20 protein-coding genes are annotated in these 18072 nt (G+C 60.4%); 12 read left to right on the top strand and 8 right to left on the bottom strand.

Going from position 1 to position 18072, the window contains the following annotated elements; all coding sequences use genetic code 11:
- Positions 1-239: 239 nt before the first annotated feature.
- The 10 genes from ccoN (at position 240) to hemN (ending at position 10314) form a co-directional block, all read left to right on the top strand.
- Positions 240-1682 (top strand): cytochrome-c oxidase, cbb3-type subunit I, encoded by a 1443-nt coding sequence (gene ccoN / locus KDX39_RS12665; protein WP_231660595.1) that lies wholly within the window; start codon positions 240-242, stop codon positions 1680-1682.
- The gene (ccoO, locus tag KDX39_RS12660) at positions 1682-2290 is read left to right on the top strand and encodes a cytochrome-c oxidase, cbb3-type subunit II (protein WP_004880829.1); all 609 of its coding nucleotides are present in this window, start codon (positions 1682-1684) and stop codon (positions 2288-2290) included. Before ccoN ends, ccoO begins: the two co-directional genes overlap by 1 nt.
- Before the next feature lie 5 nt (positions 2291-2295).
- On the top strand, positions 2296-2487 hold the full coding sequence (locus KDX39_RS12655; protein ID WP_099229287.1) for a cbb3-type cytochrome oxidase subunit 3: 192 nt from the start codon (positions 2296-2298) through the stop codon (positions 2485-2487).
- Positions 2484-3461 carry a cytochrome-c oxidase, cbb3-type subunit III gene (ccoP, locus tag KDX39_RS12650; RefSeq protein WP_231660594.1) on the top strand — a complete coding sequence of 326 codons (978 nt, stop codon included), beginning with the start codon at positions 2484-2486 and terminating at the stop codon, positions 3459-3461. The genes KDX39_RS12655 and ccoP overlap by 4 nt, the downstream gene beginning before the upstream one ends.
- Positions 3462-3525: 64 nt before the next feature.
- Positions 3526-4941 (top strand): cytochrome c oxidase accessory protein CcoG, encoded by a 1416-nt coding sequence (gene ccoG, locus KDX39_RS12645; RefSeq protein ID WP_231660593.1) that lies wholly within the window; start codon positions 3526-3528, stop codon positions 4939-4941.
- Between the two features lie 10 nt (positions 4942-4951).
- The gene (locus KDX39_RS12640) at positions 4952-5482 is read left to right on the top strand and encodes a FixH family protein (protein ID WP_231660592.1); all 531 of its coding nucleotides are present in this window, start codon (positions 4952-4954) and stop codon (positions 5480-5482) included.
- 1 nt (position 5483) lies between these two features.
- Positions 5484-7937 carry a heavy metal translocating P-type ATPase gene (locus KDX39_RS12635; RefSeq protein ID WP_231660591.1) on the top strand — a complete coding sequence of 818 codons (2454 nt, stop codon included), beginning with the start codon at positions 5484-5486 and terminating at the stop codon, positions 7935-7937.
- The gene (ccoS, locus tag KDX39_RS12630) at positions 7916-8134 is read left to right on the top strand and encodes a cbb3-type cytochrome oxidase assembly protein CcoS (protein ID WP_099229018.1); all 219 of its coding nucleotides are present in this window, start codon (positions 7916-7918) and stop codon (positions 8132-8134) included. Before KDX39_RS12635 ends, ccoS begins: the two co-directional genes overlap by 22 nt.
- Positions 8135-8142: 8 nt before the next feature.
- Entirely contained in the window at positions 8143-8826 is a 684-nt protein-coding gene (locus tag KDX39_RS12625) for a sulfite exporter TauE/SafE family protein (protein ID WP_231660590.1), read from the top strand.
- Between the two features lie 105 nt (positions 8827-8931).
- Complete coding sequence (gene hemN / locus KDX39_RS12620; RefSeq protein WP_231660589.1) at positions 8932-10314, top strand: oxygen-independent coproporphyrinogen III oxidase; 1383 nt, start codon at positions 8932-8934, stop codon at positions 10312-10314.
- 173 nt (positions 10315-10487) lie between these two features.
- Here hemN and KDX39_RS12615 read toward each other — a convergent pair whose 3' ends face one another.
- Positions 10488-10955 (bottom strand): FlxA-like family protein, encoded by a 468-nt coding sequence (locus KDX39_RS12615; protein WP_231660588.1) that lies wholly within the window; start codon positions 10953-10955, stop codon positions 10488-10490.
- A 152-nt stretch (positions 10956-11107) separates the two neighbouring features.
- Between KDX39_RS12615 and fnr the strand changes: the two genes are divergently transcribed.
- On the top strand, positions 11108-11842 hold the full coding sequence (gene fnr, locus KDX39_RS12610) for a fumarate/nitrate reduction transcriptional regulator Fnr (protein WP_231660587.1): 735 nt from the start codon (positions 11108-11110) through the stop codon (positions 11840-11842).
- A 63-nt stretch (positions 11843-11905) separates the two neighbouring features.
- On the top strand, positions 11906-12454 hold the full coding sequence (locus tag KDX39_RS12605) for an adenine phosphoribosyltransferase (protein WP_210042923.1): 549 nt from the start codon (positions 11906-11908) through the stop codon (positions 12452-12454).
- 84 nt (positions 12455-12538) lie between these two features.
- Here the strand turns inward: KDX39_RS12605 and KDX39_RS12600 are convergent, their stop codons facing one another.
- The 7 genes from KDX39_RS12600 to KDX39_RS12570 form a co-directional block, all read right to left on the bottom strand.
- Complete coding sequence (locus KDX39_RS12600) at positions 12539-12940, bottom strand: DUF2802 domain-containing protein (RefSeq protein WP_231660586.1); 402 nt, start codon at positions 12938-12940, stop codon at positions 12539-12541.
- On the bottom strand, positions 12941-13420 hold the full coding sequence (locus KDX39_RS12595) for a chemotaxis protein CheW (protein WP_002554262.1): 480 nt from the start codon (positions 13418-13420) through the stop codon (positions 12941-12943).
- A gap of 57 nt (positions 13421-13477) precedes the next feature.
- Entirely contained in the window at positions 13478-14335 is an 858-nt protein-coding gene (locus tag KDX39_RS12590) for a CheW domain-containing protein (RefSeq protein WP_231660585.1), read from the bottom strand.
- 102 nt (positions 14336-14437) lie between these two features.
- Positions 14438-15226 (bottom strand): ParA family protein, encoded by a 789-nt coding sequence (locus KDX39_RS12585; protein ID WP_099229026.1) that lies wholly within the window; start codon positions 15224-15226, stop codon positions 14438-14440.
- A gap of 43 nt (positions 15227-15269) precedes the next feature.
- Positions 15270-16157, bottom strand: coding sequence for a flagellar motor protein MotD (motD, locus tag KDX39_RS12580; protein WP_231660584.1), 888 nt, complete (start codon positions 16155-16157; stop codon positions 15270-15272).
- Between the two features lie 6 nt (positions 16158-16163).
- Positions 16164-16904: a flagellar motor protein gene (locus tag KDX39_RS12575; protein WP_231660583.1), complete on the bottom strand. Its 741-nt coding sequence runs from the start codon at positions 16902-16904 to the stop codon at positions 16164-16166.
- Positions 16904-18070, bottom strand: coding sequence for a protein-glutamate methylesterase/protein-glutamine glutaminase (locus tag KDX39_RS12570; protein ID WP_231660582.1), 1167 nt, complete (start codon positions 18068-18070; stop codon positions 16904-16906). The genes KDX39_RS12575 and KDX39_RS12570 overlap by 1 nt, the downstream gene beginning before the upstream one ends.
- Between the last annotated feature and the right edge of the window lie 2 nt (positions 18071-18072).

Raw genomic sequence — 18072 nt, 5'->3', positions numbered from 1 at the left:
CGGACTATACCCGTGAGCGATCGACAGCTGCACCTCGATGCCACTCAAGATGAGCGCATCGGCTTCCCACGTGTGCCTTTCAAAGTTAAGCTTGCCGACCAGTAACCTGTGGCAAACGCCTTGTGCCAGAGCGTTTTGCCGGTCTCGAATTGCCCCGCCTTTTCGGTCTGCTCCGGCGATATCGTGCCTCGCCAAAGCCCGCTTATGCCTCGCAACAACCTGAATTCTGGAAGTCTGTAATGAGCGCAGCAATCAGCCCGACGGCTTACAACTACACTGTGGTTCGCCAGTTCGCCATCATGACCGTGGTCTGGGGCATTGTCGGCATGGCGCTGGGTGTGTTCATCGCCTCGCAACTGGTCTGGCCCGAGCTGAACTTCGGTCTTGAGTGGACGACGTTCGGCCGCTTGCGCCCGCTGCACACCAACCTGGTGATCTTTGCCTTCGGCGGCTGCGCGCTGTTCGGCACGTCCTATTACGTGGTCCAGCGCACCTGCCAGACCCGGCTGATCTCCGACCGGCTTGCGGCTTTCACCTTCTGGGGCTGGCAGGCCGTCATTGTCAGCGCCATCATCTCATTGCCGATGGGTTACACCACCACCAAGGAATACGCAGAGCTGGAGTGGCCCATTGCAATCCTGCTGGCCATCGTGTGGATCGCCTATGGTGCGGTATTCTTCGGCACCATCGTGCAGCGCAAGCCCCGTCACATTTACGTCGCCAACTGGTTCTACGGCGCATTCATCGTCGTGACCGGCATGCTGCACGTGGTCAACCACATCGCCCTGCCGGTCAGTCTGTTCAAGTCCTACTCGGCCTACGCGGGCGCCACCGACGCGATGATCCAATGGTGGTACGGGCACAACGCCGTGGGCTTTTTCCTGACCACCGGTTTTCTCGGGATGATGTACTACTTCGTGCCCAAACAGGCCGAACGTCCGATCTACTCGTATCGTCTGTCCATCGTGCACTTCTGGGCATTGATCACGCTGTACATCTGGGCCGGCCCGCACCACCTGCATTACACCGCTCTGCCCGACTGGGCGCAGTCGCTGGGCATGGTCATGTCGATCATTCTGCTGGCGCCGAGCTGGGGCGGCATGATCAACGGCATGATGACCCTGTCCGGGGCCTGGCATAAGTTGCGAACCGATCCGATTCTGCGCTTTCTGGTCGTGTCGCTGGCGTTCTACGGCATGTCGACGTTCGAAGGGCCGATGATGGCGATCAAGACAGTCAACTCGCTGTCCCACTACACCGACTGGACCATCGGCCATGTACATTCCGGCGCGCTGGGCTGGGTAGCGATGATCACCATCGGCGCGACCTACCACATGATCCCCAGGGTTTTCGGTCGGCAGCAGATGCACAGCGTCGGCCTGATCAACGCACATTTCTGGCTGGCAACCATCGGCACCGTGCTTTACATCACCTCGATGTGGGTCAATGGCATCACACAAGGCCTGATGTGGCGCGCGATCAACACCGACGGCACGCTCACCTATTCCTTTGTCGAAGCCATGCAAGCCAGTCATCCGGGCTACGTGGTGCGTTTTATCGGCGGTGCGATTTTCACCAGTGGCATGTTCCTGATGGCCTGGAACGTGTGGCGCACCGTGCGTGCCGCCAGCCCTGAAGAAGCAGAAGCAGCGGCCCGGATCACCGTCGTGGGGGCGCGCTGATGAAGCATGAAGTGCTGGAAAAGAACATCGGTCTGCTGGCCTTGTTCATGGTTATTGCCGTCAGCATCGGTGGCCTGACGCAGATCGTCCCGCTGTTCTTTCAGGACGTCACCAACCAGCCCATCGAAGGCATGAAGCCGCGCACGGCGCTGGAGGTGGAAGGCCGCGACGTCTACATCGCCAACGGCTGCGTGGGCTGCCATTCACAGATGATCCGCCCGTTCCGGGCTGAAACCGAGCGCTACGGCCATTACTCGGTCGCGGGCGAAAGCGTCTGGGATCACCCGTTCCTGTGGGGCTCGAAACGTACCGGCCCTGATCTGGCGAGGGTTGGCGGTCGCTACTCGGATGACTGGCATCGCGCCCACTTGTACAACCCCCGCGACGTGGTGCCGGAATCGAAAATGCCAGCCTATCCGTTTCTGGTCGAAAAAGTGCTCGACGGCAAGGACACCGCTAAAAAGCTCGAGGTGCTGCGCACGCTGGGTACGCCTTACACCGATGCCGACATCGCGGGTGCCGCGGCGGCCGTGCAGGGCAAGACCGAGATGGACGCGCTGGTCGCGTACCTGCAGGGTCTCGGCACCCTCATCAAGAGCAAACGGTGAACATGATGGACATCGGAATGATCCGAGGCCTTGGCACGCTGGTGGTGATGGTGGCGTTCATCGGCCTGACGCTGTGGGTATTCAGCCCGAAGCGCAAGGTCGAGTTCGATGATGCAACGCTGCTGCCGTTTGCCGATGACCCCGAAGCGATCAGCAAAGTCATGCATTCCAAAACGTCCCGGAGCGATGCGCCATGAGTACGTTCTGGAGCCTGTATGTCACGGTCCTGACGCTGGGAACGCTGGTCGCGCTGGTCTGGTTGCTGATGGCGACCCGCAAGGGCGAGCGAAAGGATCAGACCGACGAAACCATGGGCCACTCCTTCGATGGCATCGAAGAATACGACAACCCGCTCCCTCGGTGGTGGTTCAAGCTGTTCATCGGCACCATCGTGTTTGCCGTGGGTTATCTGGTTTTGTATCCGGGCCTCGGCAACTGGCAAGGCCTGCTGCCTGGCTACAGCTATCTGGACAATGACAAACAGCTGCGATTTGCCGACGGCAGGCAAGGCTGGACCGGCGTTCACGAGTGGGAAAAGGAAGTGGCGAGTGCCGAAGCCCAGTATGGCCCGCTGTTTGCGAAATATGCCGCGATGCCCATCGAGGAAGTTGCCAAGGATCCGAAAGCACTGGGCATGGGCGCGCGGCTGTTTGCCTCCAATTGCTCGGTCTGCCACGGCTCGGATGCAAAGGGCGCGTATGGTTTTCCGAACCTGACAGACGACAATTGGCGCTGGGGCGGCGACCCGCAGTCAATCAAAACCTCGATCCTGAATGGCCGTCACGCGGTCATGCCCGCCTGGGGCGACGTGCTGGGTGAGCAAGGCGTACGCGATGTGTCGGCCTATGTCATGACGCTCATGGCCAGCCGGAACCTGCCCGAGGGCGCCAAGGCCGATCCGGTTGCCGGGCAGAAGATCTATTCAACCAGTTGCGTCGCCTGCCATGGCGTCGAGGGAAAGGGCCTGGCTGTTCTCGGTGCGCCGGACCTGACTCAATCAGGAGGATTGATCTACGGATCGGGTTTTGCCCAGCTTCAACAGACGATCCGTTATGGCCGTCAGGGCCAGATGCCAGCGCAACAGGCGACTCAAGGTGATGACCGCGTGCACATTCTGGCGGCTTATGTGTACAGCCTGTCGCGTCAGGAAAAACCGGCGGTCTCACAATGACGGTGCATTGTCAGCAAGCCACTCAACGGCGGCCCGGTGAATCCCTTCACTGCTGGACCGCGCAATGAGTGAACGGATCCCGGTCCGCAACATCACGCCGCCAACCGATGGCGAAGACGCGTTCGTCGACCTGTACGCCTCGCGGAAAAAGATCCACACCCGTGCGTTCAAGGGTTTCTTTCGCAACCTGCGCATGACCGTCGGCGTGGTGTTACTGCTGATCTACTTCGGCACGGTCTGGCTCAACAGTGATGGTCATCAGGCGGTATGGTGGGACCTGCCTGAGCGCCGGTTCTACATTTTTGGCGCTACGTTCTGGCCGCAGGATTTCATCCTGCTATCGGGCCTGTTGATCGTCGCGGCGTTCGGCCTGTTCTTCGTGACGGTTTACGCAGGACGCGTGTGGTGCGGTTATACCTGTCCGCAAAGTGTGTGGACCTGGATTTTCATGTGGTGCGAGAACATCACCGAAGGCGACCGCAACCAGCGCATCAGACTCGACAGCCTGCCGATGTCCACCGAAAAACTGGCGCGCAAGCTGGCCAAGCACAGCCTTTGGTTGTTGATCGGCTTTGTCACCGGACTGACATTCGTCGGTTATTTTTCACCGATCCGCCAATTGAGCATCGACCTGTTCACGGGACAGGCCGATGGCTGGGCGTATTTCTGGGTCGGGTTCTTTACGCTGGCGACCTACGCCAACGCGGGCTGGCTGCGCGAACAGGTGTGCGTCTACATGTGCCCTTATGCGCGCTTCCAGAGCGTGATGTTCGACAGGGATACCCTGATCGTGTCCTACGACCCGCAACGCGGAGAGCCACGCGCCGCTCGAAAAAAAGAGACTGATCATCAAGCGCAGGGGCTGGGTGATTGCATCGACTGCACGATGTGCGTCCAGGTCTGCCCGACCGGCATCGACATTCGCGACGGCCTGCAGGTGGAGTGCATCGGCTGCGCGGCCTGTATCGATGCCTGCGACACGGTCATGGACAGAATGGCGTATCCGCGCGGGCTGATCAGCTACACCACCGAGAACAGATTGTCAGGGCAGGCAACGCGTACACTGCGCCCGCGCCTGATCGGCTATGCGCTGGTGTTGCTGCTGATGACCGGCTTGCTGATCAGCGCCTTTTTGAGCCGCTCTCTGGTGGGGCTGGATGTCAGCAAGGACCGCGTGCTGTATCGGGAAAACGCCGAAGGTCGGATCGAAAACGTCTACAGCCTCAAGGTCCTGAACAAGGATCAGGTCGCCCATACCTACGCATTGGAAGCACATGGACTGCCGGATCTGAAATGGCAGGGGCGTCGTGAAATAACGGTTGAAGCAGGCGAAATCCTCAGTATGCCGGTGCAACTGTCCAGCGCGGCCGAATCGCTGCCGTCGAGCTCGCAGGAGATCACGTTCATCCTCTGGGATGTGCATGACGACAGGATTCATGTCGAAACCAGAAGCCGGTTCATCGGCCCGTCCACCCGCTAAGAGCACCGCCATGCCCGCTGCAAGCCCCTGGTACAAGCACCTCTGGCCCTGGATCATCATTGCCATGCTGGGTGGCTCGGTCCTGCTCAGCCTGACCATGGCGGGCATCGCCATCAATCACCCGGACAATCTGGTCACCGACAACTATTACGAAGCGGGCAAAGGCATCAACCGCTCGATCAATCGCGAGATGCTCGCCCAGACCCTCAAGCTGCGCGCCAGCCTGCATCTGGACGACGTGACCGGCGAAGCCGAGCTGCGCCTGAGCGGCAACAGCAATCCCGAAAGACTCGAATTGAACCTCATCTCACCGACCCAGCCGGACAAGGACCGCCGCGTGTTCCTGACCCGCAGCCCGTCCCAGGCCGGTCGCTATGTCGGGCAACTTCAGGACCGGGTCGAAGGCCGCCGCTTCGTCGAGCTGCTGGGCAGTGAAGGCGGCCAGACCTGGCGCCTGTTCGAAGAAGAATGGCTGGGCCGTGACCGCACACTCACGCTGGGTGACGAGCCGTTGCAGGCCGTTCAAGGCCGGAAGGACTGACGTGAAAGCGCCCCTGCTCTGCTATCACTGCGCCCTGCCTGTTCCTGCCGACAGCCGCTTTACTGCCGTGGTGCTCGGTGACACCCGCGAGCTGTGCTGCCCGGGGTGTCAGGCGGTTGTCGAGGCCATTGTCGCGGGCGGTCTGGAAAACTATTACGCGCATCGCAGTGAAACCTCTGCCAACCCGGAAAGCCTGCCCACACGTTTGCTTGATGAACTGGCACTTTACGACCGCCCGGATGTGCAGGCGAGTTTCGTACGGCGTGACGCCGAGGTTTCGCACACCACACTGCTAATTGAAGGCATCAGTTGTGCGGCCTGTGGCTGGCTGATCGAGCAACGGCTAGGAAAGTTACCGGGGGTGGTCGAGGCGCGACTGAACCTGTCGAACCATCGATTGCGGGTGCGCTGGGTCAGCGATCAGGTTGCGTTCAGTCAACTGCTGAACATGCTGCGCGATATCGGCTATGTCGCACATCCCTGGCAGGCCGATCGCGCTGCCGAACGTCTGGCAAACGAGAATCGGCTGGCGCTGAGGCAACTGGGCGTCGCCGGCCTGCTGTGGTTTCAGGCGATGATGGCGACCATGGCGACCTGGCCGGAATTCAATCTGGACCTCAGCCCGTCGATGCATACCATCCTGCGCTGGGTCGCGCTGTTTCTGACCACGCCCATCGTGTTCTACAGCTGTACGCCGTTCTTTCGGGGCGCGCTGCGCGATCTGCGCAGCCGCCATCTGACCATGGATGTGTCGGTGTCGCTGGCCATTGGTACGGCCTACATCGCAGGGTTCTGGACCGCCATCAGTGGAACAGGAGAGCTGTACGTCGATGCCGTCGGCATGTTTGCACTGTTTCTGCTGGCGGGACGCTATCTGGAGCGTAGGGCACGCGAACGCACGGCGGCTGCGACGGCACAACTGGTCAATGTGCTGCCCGCCTCGTGCCTGCGGGTGAACACCGAGGCAAAGACCGAACGCGTTCTGCTCAGCGAGCTGGGCATCAACGATCAGGTGCTGGTGCAGCCCGGCGCAGTGATTCCGGTGGACGGCAAGATTCTCGACGGGCAGTCCAGCGTCGATGAATCATTGTTGACCGGCGAATACCTGCCCCGCACGAGAACCGTCGGTGACAGCGTCACGGCGGGCACGCTCAATGTCGAGAACGCCCTGAAGATCCTGGTGCTCGCGCTGGGTCATGACACCCAGTTGTCTGCCACCGTTCGTTTGCTGGAGCGCGCCCAGGCGGACAAGCCGCGACTGGCCGAAATGGCAGATCGCGCCGCTCAGCTTTTTCTGCTGATTTCACTGATCGCCGCTGCGGTGATCGGCATCGTCTGGTGGCAACTCGACTCATCCCGCGCCCTGTGGATCGTTCTGGCGATGCTGGTCGCCACCTGCCCTTGTGCCCTGTCACTGGCAACGCCCACGGCACTGACTGCGGCGACCGGCACGCTGCACAAACTGGGCCTGTTGGTGACACGCGGCCATGTGCTGGAAGGCCTGAACACAATCGACACCGTCATCTTCGACAAGACCGGAACCCTCACCGAAGGGCGCCTGACAGTGCGGGCTGTCCGTCCAGTGGCAAAGCTGGATGCAGACACGTGCCTGGCGCTGGCCGCCGCGCTGGAGAGCCGCTCCGAACACCCTGTCGCCCGGGCATTTGGCCGTGCATCAATGCAAGCCAGGCAGGTCACGAGTACGCCCGGACGCGGTCTGGAAGGCTGTGTGGATAATCACCACCTGCGCATCGGCCAGCCTGAATTCGTCTGCGCGTTGAGCAATACCCGCGTTCTGACGATGCCGGACGAAACCGGCCAATGGCTGCTGCTAGGCGACACCGAAGGCCCGTTGGCCTGGTTCGCCCTGGATGATCGACTGCGCGACGGTGCCGTTGAACTGTTGCAAGCCTGCCAGGCACGCGGCTGGAAAACCCTGCTGTTGTCCGGAGACAGTTCGCCGATGGTGCAGACGGTGGCAACCGCGCTGGGCATCGACGATGCGCGCGGCGGTCTGCGACCTGAGGACAAACTGGCCATAGTGCAGCAGTTGCAGGCGCAAGGACACGCTGTATTGATGATCGGTGACGGCGTGAACGATGTACCGGCGATGGCCGCAGCCACTGTCAGTGTGGCAATGGGCTCAGCCACCGACCTGACCAAGACCGGGGCTGATGCGGTGCTGCTGTACAACCGCCTGCACAGCCTGATCGAAGCGTTCGGTCTGGCGCGACGTACCCGCCGGGTGATTAGGGAGAACCTGCTGTGGGCCGGCTTGTACAATGGCATGATGCTGCCGTTCGCGGCACTGGGCTGGATCACGCCGGTCTGGGCTGCCATCGGCATGTCAGCAAGCTCGCTGATCGTGGTGCTCAACGCCCTGCGCCTGACCCGTATTCCGGGCTCCAGGCAACAGCTCGCTCCGGAGGTTTCATGCCTGCGCTCTACATCATGATTCCCGCCGCGCTGGTGCTGGTGGCGGTCGCGATCTACGTCTTTTTCTGGGCGGTGGACAGTGGTCAGTACGACGACATGGATGGTCCGGCCCACAGCATCCTGTTCGATGATCAGGACCCCGATCATCAGGCTGCGGCGCAACGCAGCACTCCCGAACCCAAGGCGCAGAATCGTGATCAAGCGCCCGATGCCTGAAGCCCGGCATGCTTGACCTCATCCCACTGCTGCTTTCCGCCCTGGTGCTGGGACTGCTGGGTGGCGGCCATTGCCTTGGCATGTGTGGCGGGCTGATGGGTGCATTGACCCTGGCCATTCCCCGAGAACAACGCACACGCCGACTGCGGCTGTTGATGGCCTATAACCTGGGTCGCATCATCAGCTATGCGATTGCCGGTTTCTTCAGCGGACTGGTCGGCTGGGCAGTGGCGAACAGCCCGGGAGCGACGACAATGCGCGTGATCGCCGCACTGCTGCTGATTGCCATGGGCCTGTACCTCGCCGGCTGGTGGAGCGGTCTGACCCGCATCGAACGCCTGGGCCGAGGCATCTGGCGCCACCTGCAACCCTTTGCCAAACGCCTGCTGCCGATCTCAAGCATGCCCCGCGCTCTGTTGCTCGGGGCACTGTGGGGCTGGCTGCCCTGCGGACTGGTTTACAGCACCCTGCTCTGGGCTGCCAGCCAGGGCAACGCGATCGACAGCGCCTTGCTGATGCTGGCGTTCGGCCTGGGCACCTGGCCGGTGCTGCTCGCCACCGGCATGGCCGCCGAACGCACCACCGCACTGCTGCGTAAACGCAGCGTCCGCGCGGCCGGTGGTGTGCTGGTGATCCTGTTCGGACTCTGGACATTGCCGGGGCCTCATCAGCATTGGCTGATGGGCCATTGATTGACCGGGCCTGTTCGCTGTCGGCCCGCTTGACCCACGTCAACACCCCATAAACACGCCCCTCGTATGCTCCGGCCCTCATCACCCCATCCGGGAAACATGCGCATGCTGGACGTCATTCGTTGGGATTCAGACCTGATCCGCCGCTACGACCTCACAGGCCCGCGTTACACCTCGTATCCGACGGCCGTGCAGTTCAGGACCGATGTTGGCGCTTTCGACCTGTTGCACGCGCTGCGTGACAGTCGCAAGGCCCGGCGGCCGTTGTCGCTGTACGTGCACATCCCGTTCTGCGCCAACGTTTGTCACTACTGCGCCTGCAATAAGGTCATCACCAAGGACCGCGGTCGGGCGCAGGTTTACCTGCAGCGGCTGATGCATGAAATAGAGATGATCGGCTGCCATCTCGATCCCGGTCAGGCGGTCGAGCAATTGCATCTGGGCGGCGGGACGCCGACATTTCTCAGCCATGACCAATTGCGGCAACTCATGGCGCATCTGCGTGCGCACTTCAATCTGTTGCAGGACGACTCGGGAGACTACGGCATCGAGATCGACCCTCGTGAGGCCGACTGGGCGACGATGGGCTTGCTGCGTGAACTGGGCTTCAATCGCGTCAGCCTTGGCGTGCAGGACCTGGAACCTGCGGTGCAGCGTGCGATCAATCGCCTGCAAAGCCTTGAGGAAACCCGGACGCTGGTCGAAGCCGCACGCACGTTGCAATTTCGCTCGGTCAATATCGACCTGATCTACGGTCTGCCCAAACAGACCCTCGACAGTTTTGCCCGTACAGTCGACGAGGTCATCAGGCTGCAGCCGGATCGCCTGTCAGTGTTCAACTACGCGCATTTGCCTGAACGCTTCATGCCGCAAAGGCGCATCGAAAGCGTCGATCTGCCCTGTCCTGAAACCCGGCTGTCGATGCTGGAGCGTACGGTTTCGCAACTGACTCAGGCGGGTTATCGCTACATCGGCATGGATCACTTCGCCCTGCCTGACGATGACCTGGCTATCGCACAGGAAGAACTGACACTGCATCGAAATTTTCAGGGCTACACCACACACGGACATTGCGATCTGCTCGGGCTGGGGGTTTCGGCAATCAGTCAGGTGGGGAATCTTTACAGTCAGAACAGCAGCGATCTGAACGACTACCAGGCCCTGCTGGCAAGCGATCAATTGGCGACCAGACGGGGGCTGTTCTGCAACGAGGATGACCGAATCAGACGCGCAGTGATTCAACAACTGATCTGCCACTTCCACCTGGATTTCGCGAAGATCGGACAGGCCCTGACCATCGATTTCAAATCCTGCTTCAGTGATATCTGGCCTCAACTCGAAGTGATGGCCGAAGACGGGCTGATCGCGCTGGGATCCGACAGTCTTGACGTGCTGCCTGCGGGAAGGCTGCTGGTGCGCGCGGTGTGCAGAGTGTTCGACACCTACCTGTCCCGACAGCACCCGCAACAATTTTCGAAGGTGATCTAGGTTTTGTACGAAAAGTCGGCGAGCGAAGGTCAGGCAAGGCAAAAACAGGCGAGGAAGCGGAGTCTACGTGTTGTAAATGAGCATTCCGATCGGACTCGCGCACGAGCCTGTTTTTAACGCAGCATCACCGAGCGCAGCCACTTTTCGTACAGAGCCTAGGCAAGCCAGGCGTCTTACATTTTGGCCATGATCAGCATGCCCGCCTTGACCTTGTCGTCGTTGCTGGATTTGAGCTTGTTCATCAGTGAGGACAGGTCATCGCTCGATGTACTGATCTGCGCCTGCAACATACTCATCACTGCCTGCAGGCCCGCAGCCTTACTCTTGCGCTCTTCGTCAGTGAGGCTAGGATCCTTGAGGGTCTGCTGGATCTGCACGGTGAGCTCGGCGATCTGTCGTTGCAGTTCGCGAATGGCCTTGAGCAGTTTCTGAACCGACGACGGCAAACCGCTCTGCTCGATGTCCGCATCCTTGGACGAGGACGAGGCGGCTGCCCTTCCTGCAGCCGACAGGTCGACTTTCACGCCTTCTGTCGCAACAGGCGCGGCGTCGACCTTGACCTCCTGAGGCGACCGGGACGTCACCGCTGGTGTGGCGACGGCCAATGTAATAGCGCCTACAGGTGAAGTGGTCAGGGTCATGATCGGACGTCCCGCTGTCATTGAATGAGTACACCGGTATCGGCAGACCGGAAGGAACCTTGATGCCTGACCAGAACTGCGAGGCTGGCCCTACTTGCCTTGGGTGAGTTACCCTTACGACTTATGTGTGTTTTCCCACAAGGAATCAAGTGATGTCCGAGCCCGCCAAGTCACGTGCTTCAACCCAGGCTCATTGCAAGGATTGCAGTCTCGCCCCGCTCTGCCTGCCCCTCTCGCTGAACCTCGAAGATATGGAGTCGCTTGACCAGATCGTCAAGCGCGGCCGCCCGTTGAAAAAAGGCGAGTTTCTGTTTCGCCAGGGCGATACCTTCGAGTCCGTCTACGCCGTGCGCTCCGGCGCATTGAAAACCTACAGCATCAGTGATGCGGGTGAAGAACAGCTCACCGGTTTTCACCTGCCCAGCGAACTGGTCGGCATGTCCGGGATGGACGCACAGGCGTATCCGGTATCCGCGCAGGCGCTGGAAACCACGTCGGTCTGCGAAATCCCGTTCGAACGTCTGGATGAACTTTCGGTGCAGTTGCCGCAGTTGCGTCGGCAATTGATGCGCGTCATGAGCCGCGAGATCCGCGACGATCAGCAAATGATGCTGCTGTTGTCGAAAAAGACCGCCGATGAGCGCATCGCGACCTTTCTGGTCAATCTCTCGGCACGCTTCAGGGCGCGAGGCTTTTCCGCCAACCAGTTCCGCCTGAGCATGTCGCGCAATGAAATCGGCAATTACCTGGGCCTGGCAGTCGAAACCGTTTCTCGCGTATTTACCCGTTTTCAGCAGAACGAGCTGATCATCGCAGAAGGTAAAGAGGTGCATATCCTCGACCCGATCCAGCTCTGCGCACTGGCCGGTGGCGCCATCCAAAGCTGATACGTGCGATCCGGGGCCGGTCGGCTTAAACTGTCGGCCAATCTTGCCCCGGATCACTTTCTGATGATTTTCGATGAATTGAGCTTCAAATCCCTGATACGCCCGGTCGTGGACTTCCCCAAGCCAGGCGTTGTCTTCCGCGACATCACCCCGCTCTTCCAGTCGCCCAAGGCCACCCGCCAAGTGATCGACAGCTTCGTGCAGCGTTATATCGAGGCCGACTTCAGCCACATCGGCGTCATGGACGCACGCGGCTTTCTGATCGGTTCGGTCGTGGCCTATGCGCTGAACAAGCCACTGGTGCTGTTTCGCAAACAGGGCAAGCTGCCGGCTGACGTACTTAGCGAAGGCTATCAGACCGAATACGGCGAGGCGTATCTGGAAGTTCACGCCGACAGCCTCTGCGATGGCGATTCGGTCGTGATGTTCGATGACCTGATCGCTACGGGCGGAACGCTGATCGCGGCCGCCAACCTGATCCGCCGCATGGGCGCCCGGGTCCATGAAGCCGCTGCAATCATTGATCTGCCGGAACTGGGTGGTTCGAAACGTCTTCAGGCCATGGCGATCCCGACCTTCTGCCTGACTGAATTCGCTCTGGACGAACAGTAAGGCATCGCTACAGCAGGACCGAGCCGAACGGAAAATCAAGGGAAGGAAAAAGCCTGGTCGCGAATGGACCAGGCTTGACAGCAGTCAGCTCGCCGGATTGCCGTGAAGCTTGGTCATCAACTGCGCTTCGGCCTGAGTCAGTCCGCAGGACTGAGTCAGCTCGTCAATACTGGCACCCATGCCGACCAGACGCGCAGCCTGGGCAAAGGACAGCGTGGAGGGATCGCGCTGTTCCAGTGCCGTCAGCTTGTCGGGCAACGGCGCGACGATAGCGCGCAGTTCGTGCAGATCCTCACCCATGCGCACTGTACCGCTCTGGAAGTTGTCCACGCGCCGGGCCAACTCCTTGATACGCTGATCACGCAAGGCAGCCGCCTCGTCACGCTCGGCGTCGAGCTTGCGCTGACGCCTGGTATGGGTCAGGAACATTCCCAGGGTGACCACCCAGAGAATGCCCAGAAAGACGACTGCAACCTCAAGAATCAATCAGATGCTCTCCAGCTCGGACCATTCTTCTTCGGACATCATCTTGTCCAGCTCGACCAGAATCAACAGCTCGCCATTCTTGTTGCAGACGCCCTGAATGAACTTGGCCGATTCATCGTTACCGACGTTAGGTGCGGTTTCGACTTCGGACTGACGCAAGTAAACCACTTCCGCCACGCTGTCGACCAGAATCCCGACCACTTGCTTATCGGCTTCAATGATCACGATACGCGTGTTGTCGCTGACTTCAACCGGTGCCAGGCCGAAGCGCTGACGGGTGTCGATCACGGTCACGACATTACCGCGCAGGTTGATGATGCCCAGCACGTAGCTTGGCGCACCCGGTACCGGAGCGATTTCGGTGTAGCGCAGCACTTCCTGGACCTGCATCACGTTGATGCCATAGGACTCATTGTCCAGGCGGAACGTAACCCATTGCAGGATAGGATCTTCGGAACCCTGTGCAGACGACTTATTCATACCCCTAACCCCTCACGTGTGTACTCTGCGGGCGACGCGACTGGCGACGACCCATGATTATTTCGACTTGTTCAACTGCTTGACCGCGCCACTGGCTATCAACTCGGCCAACTCTGCAACGTCCAGCAACGCACACATGTGTTCGATCACTGTGCCCGCCAGCCATGGCCGCTGACCACGCTGTGTGCGCCACTTGATTTCATTCGGATCAAGACGCAAAGAGCGACTGACCTGATGCACCGCCAACCCCCACTCGTACCCCTGAACCGAAATCACATACTGCAAACCCTGGCGAAAATCATCGCGGTAGCGATCAGGCATGATCCAGCGCGCGGTATCCAACACTTTCAGGTTGCCCGCCTGAGAAGGCAGGATTCCGAGAAACCAGTCCGGCTGACCGAACAGAGGTGTCAGCTCCTGCCCTGCCAGCGGATAAATCGACCCCAGGCACACCAACGGCACCGCCAGTGTCAGACCCGCTACATCGAACAGCAGGCATTCGAACGGCTCGGCAGCCCAGGCCGGACGACCATCGCTGGTCGGCGGCGGCGTGGGCGTGCGCTGCGGCACCATGGTGCTCAGCTCGGCAACCGGCTCGACCAACTCGACTGCCGGAATCTGCGCCTCGACTTCAGCCACGATCACCGGTGCAACGTCCAGCACAGGCGCCACAACCGGTGCAGCGACAACCACAGGCACCGCTACTGCGGCAGGGGCGGCGACAGCCACCGCGACCGGTTTTATCTGCGCCTGCCTGCGCGCATCAAAGGCCTGCTCTTCAAGCACCGCCGCCTGAAACTCGTCGATGGTGCTGGCCGGAACCTCCGGTTCTTCGGTCGCGTCCTGAAGCAACGCGTCCAGATAGGACTGCAGAGCCAGCTTGGGTCGTGTTGCAACTTCTACAGGGCGGTTCATACCGGGGCCCAACAAAAAATGGAGCGAGTACAGCCTGATAGAGTTATCGGCCGCATTGAGGCATCACTTGAGCTGACAGCAGAGAAAGAATATGCGCGCATGTCAGGCCACCTGAGCATTGAGTTGCTCGGCGAGCATATGCTTGAGCAATGCCCGATATGCGATCACCCCGCGGCTCTTGCTGTCGTTCTGCGACGGCGTCAGCCCCGCACGGCTGGCGTCGCGCAAACGCGTGTCCACCGGCACATAGGCCTGCCAGACATGCTCGGGAAAACTGTCGCGTAACAGCTTCAAGGTGCCCATGGAGGCTTGAGTACGGCGATCGAACAATGTCGGCACGATGGTGTAAGGCAACGGCACCTTACGGGAGCGGTTGATCATGGTCAGGGTGTTGACCATGCGCTCCAGACCTTTGACGGCCAAAAATTCGGTTTGCACGGGAATCGCCAACTGCTGACTCGCAGCGAGCGCGTTGACCATCAATACACCGAGCAACGGCGGGCTGTCGATCAGCGCATAGTCAAAATCCTGCCACAGCTGGGCGAGGCTCTTGGCAATCACCAGACCCAGACCACTCTGGCCCGGCGACTGTCGTTCCAGAGTCGCCAGCGCCGTACTGGATGGAATCAGCGAAATACGCTGGTCGCTGGTCGGCAACAGGAGCTGGCCCGGAAGCCCGTCAGGAACGGCGCCCTTGTGCAGAAACAGATCGAACGCACTGTGTTCCAGTTCGTCAGGGTTGTGCCCGAAATAGCTGGTCATGGAGCCGTGGGGGTCAAGATCGACCACGACCACGCGCTTGCCCGCATCGGCCAGCAGACCGGCCAGGGCAATGGTCGTGGTGGTCTTTCCGACTCCACCTTTCTGGTTGGCTACTGCCCAGACTCTCATTGATGATTTCCTTCCGTACAGCGACGACCGTACCGATACAATATTAGGGAGCGGGTGACGGAGAATTGACAGTGTTCGCACGTACCGGCGGCTTTGCTGGCACCGGTGCAGTTTGTGTGCCAGCACGCTTCAACGCGGCATCCGGCTGCGCATTCGCGGTGCCGGTACTGGTCAGACTGCGCCGGACATCCAGGTTACGGGATATGACCAGCACGACACGTCGGTTCTTGGCACGCCCTGTAGCGCTGGTGTTCGGGGCAATGGGCTGGAACTCGCCATAGCCGACTGACGCCAGACGCGCCGGGTTGACGCCGTCGATGGCCAGCATGCGGACAATGCTGGCCGAACGTGCCGACGACAGTTCCCAGTTGGTCGGAAACTGCGCCGTACTGATCGGCAGGTCATCGGTGAAACCTTCGACATGGATCGGGTTGTCGAAGCGTTTCACGATGCCAGCGACCTTTTCAATGATCGTGAACGCCTTGTCGCTGGGCATGGCATCACCACTGCCGAACAGCAGACTGGAATTGAGCTCGATCTCGATCCACAGCTCGTTGCCACGCACAGTCATCTGATCGGACTTGATCAGATCGCCAAACGCGTCGCGTACATCCTGGGCAATGGTCTGCAACGGGTCACTGGCTGACGAGGCGATACCGGCGTCGGTTTCCTCGCTGTCTTTGAGCAACGGCTCGGACGGCTTGACCGAGACCGGGCGCTGCTCGCCGATGGGGATCGGCTTCATGGTGCGCTCGGCGTCGTTGAATACGCCGACCAGGGCCTGCGACAGAATTTTGTACTTGCCTTCGTTGACTGACGAAATCGAGTACATCACCACGAAGAACGCGAACAGCAGCGTAATGAAGTCGGCGTAGGACACCAGCCAGCGTTCATGATTTTCGTGTTCTTCGGGCTGACGACGTCGAGCCATGAGGTGTTACTCCATGAAGCCTTGCAGCTTGAGTTCGATGGAGCGCGGGTTCTCACCCTCGGCAATGGACAGCAGACCCTCGAGCAGCATTTCACGGTAACGCGCCTGGCGGTGGGCGATGGCCTTGAGCTTGTTGGCCACCGGCAGCAGGATCAGGTTGGCCGTCGCAACGCCGTAGATCGTGGCAACGAAGGCCACGGCAATGCCGCTGCCCAGCTGACTCGGATCGGCCAGATTGCCCATCACGTGAATCAACCCCATGACCGCACCGATGATGCCCACGGTCGGCGCGTAGCCGCCCATGCTCTCGAAGACCTTGGCGGCCTGGATGTCACGGGTTTCCTGGGTGATGAAATCCACCTCCAGAATGCTGCGAATCGCTTCCGGCTCAGCGCCGTCGACCAGCAACTGCAGGCCTTTGCGGGCATAGCTGTCAGGCTCGGCGTCGGCAACCGTTTCCAGTCCCAACAAGCCTTCCTTGCGGGCAGTCATGCTCCAGCCGATCACGCGGTCAACGCCACCGGCAAGATCGACACGTGGCGGAAACAGCACCCAACGAATGATTTTCATGGCGCGCATGAAGGCGCTCATGGGTGCCTGCAACAGCGACGCTCCCAGCGTACCGCCGATCACGATCAGCGCTGCCGGGCCGTTCAGCAGCGCACTGAGGTGTCCGCCTTCGAGAAAGTTGCCGCCAATGATCGCCACGAACGCCAGGATCAGTCCGATCAGACTCAGTACATCCATCAGAGGCACGCCTCGACCAAATGACGACCGATATCGTCCAGGCTGTAGATCGCGTCCGCCAGCTCAGCCTTGACGATGGCCATCGGCATGCCATAGATCACACAGCTCGCCTCGTCCTGAGCCCAGACCGTGCTGCCTGCCTGCTTGAGCAGACGAGCGCCTTCACGGCCGTCGGCCCCCATGCCGGTGAGCACGACTGAAAGCACCTTGTCGCCATAGGATTTGGCAGCCGACCCGAACGTGATGTCCACGCACGGCTTGTAATTGAGGCGTTCGTCACCGGGCAGAATCTTCACCATGCCACGGCTGTCGACCATCATCTGCTTGCCACCGGGGGCCAGCAGGGCAAGGCCCGGACGCAGCACATCACCATCCTCGGCTTCCTTGACGCTGATCTTGCACAACTTGTCCAGACGCTCGGCAAAAGCCTTGGTGAACGCAGCAGGCATGTGCTGGATCAGCACCAGCGGTGCCGGAAAACTGGCAGGCAGTTGCGTCAGCACACGTTGCAACGCAACGGGACCGCCCGTCGAGGTACCGATGGCAACCAGCTTATAGGCCTTGCGCTTGGGCGCTCCCGAGGTGGTCGGATGGGCTGGCGCAGGAGCATGTGGCTGGGCATGGGCTGCATGAGGCGCAGGCGCTGCGGTGCGCGGCGCAACCGTGCGTGCAGGCATTGTCGATGCAGGTGCCGCGGTACGGGCAGCGGGCGCAGCGGAGGAAGAAACCGGAGCGGCGGAAGTGGAACTTGCTCCACTGAAACGACGGTTACTGCGCGAGATGCTGTTGATCTTTTCGCACAGCAGTTGTTTGACCTTCTGCGGGTTGCGCGAGATGTCTTCAAAATTCTTGGGTAAAAAGTCCACCGCACCGGCGTCCAGTGCATCCAGCGTGACGCGGGCACCTTCGTGAGTCAGTGAGGAGAACATCAATACCGGAGTCGGGATGCGCTGCATGATGTGACGAACCGCCGTAATGCCATCCATCATCGGCATTTCGTAGTCCATCGTGATCACGTCAGGCTTGAGCGCGAGCGCCTGTTCTATAGCTTCCTTGCCATTGGTTGCCGTGCCGACAACCTGGATGTTGGGGTCCGAAGAAAGGATTTCCGTAACGCGGCGGCGGAAGAAACCGGAATCATCCACCACCAGGACCTTGACTGCCATAA

It is taken from the genome of Pseudomonas sp. CDFA 610 (assembly GCF_021147865.1).
Classification (GTDB): Bacteria; Pseudomonadota; Gammaproteobacteria; order Pseudomonadales; family Pseudomonadaceae; genus Aquipseudomonas; species Aquipseudomonas alliivorans.
The sequence above is the reverse complement of the archived record's forward strand: the minus strand, read 5'-3'. Positions and strand labels throughout refer to the sequence as shown.

Coding starts and splice junctions, on each gene's coding strand:
- KDX39_RS12590 (WP_231660585.1), bottom strand. CDS start 14,335: ATGAACCGCCCTGTAGAAGTTGCAACACGACCCAAGCTGGCTCTGCAG.
- KDX39_RS12615 (WP_231660588.1), bottom strand. CDS start 10,955: ATGACCCTGACCACTTCACCTGTAGGCGCTATTACATTGGCCGTCGCC.
- KDX39_RS12595 (WP_002554262.1), bottom strand. CDS start 13,420: ATGAATAAGTCGTCTGCACAGGGTTCCGAAGATCCTATCCTGCAATGG.
- KDX39_RS12640 (WP_231660592.1), top strand. CDS start 4,952: ATGCCCGCTGCAAGCCCCTGGTACAAGCACCTCTGGCCCTGGATCATC.
- hemN (WP_231660589.1), top strand. CDS start 8,932: ATGCTGGACGTCATTCGTTGGGATTCAGACCTGATCCGCCGCTACGAC.
- ccoP (WP_231660594.1), top strand. CDS start 2,484: ATGAGTACGTTCTGGAGCCTGTATGTCACGGTCCTGACGCTGGGAACG.
- ccoO (WP_004880829.1), top strand. CDS start 1,682: ATGAAGCATGAAGTGCTGGAAAAGAACATCGGTCTGCTGGCCTTGTTC.
- KDX39_RS12585 (WP_099229026.1), bottom strand. CDS start 15,226: ATGAGAGTCTGGGCAGTAGCCAACCAGAAAGGTGGAGTCGGAAAGACC.
- KDX39_RS12625 (WP_231660590.1), top strand. CDS start 8,143: ATGCTTGACCTCATCCCACTGCTGCTTTCCGCCCTGGTGCTGGGACTG.
- KDX39_RS12570 (WP_231660582.1), bottom strand. CDS start 18,070: ATGGCAGTCAAGGTCCTGGTGGTGGATGATTCCGGTTTCTTCCGCCGC.
- KDX39_RS12605 (WP_210042923.1), top strand. CDS start 11,906: ATGATTTTCGATGAATTGAGCTTCAAATCCCTGATACGCCCGGTCGTG.
- ccoS (WP_099229018.1), top strand. CDS start 7,916: ATGCCTGCGCTCTACATCATGATTCCCGCCGCGCTGGTGCTGGTGGCG.
- fnr (WP_231660587.1), top strand. CDS start 11,108: ATGTCCGAGCCCGCCAAGTCACGTGCTTCAACCCAGGCTCATTGCAAG.
- KDX39_RS12575 (WP_231660583.1), bottom strand. CDS start 16,904: ATGGATGTACTGAGTCTGATCGGACTGATCCTGGCGTTCGTGGCGATC.
- motD (WP_231660584.1), bottom strand. CDS start 16,157: ATGGCTCGACGTCGTCAGCCCGAAGAACACGAAAATCATGAACGCTGG.
- ccoN (WP_231660595.1), top strand. CDS start 240: ATGAGCGCAGCAATCAGCCCGACGGCTTACAACTACACTGTGGTTCGC.
- ccoG (WP_231660593.1), top strand. CDS start 3,526: ATGAGTGAACGGATCCCGGTCCGCAACATCACGCCGCCAACCGATGGC.
- KDX39_RS12655 (WP_099229287.1), top strand. CDS start 2,296: ATGGACATCGGAATGATCCGAGGCCTTGGCACGCTGGTGGTGATGGTG.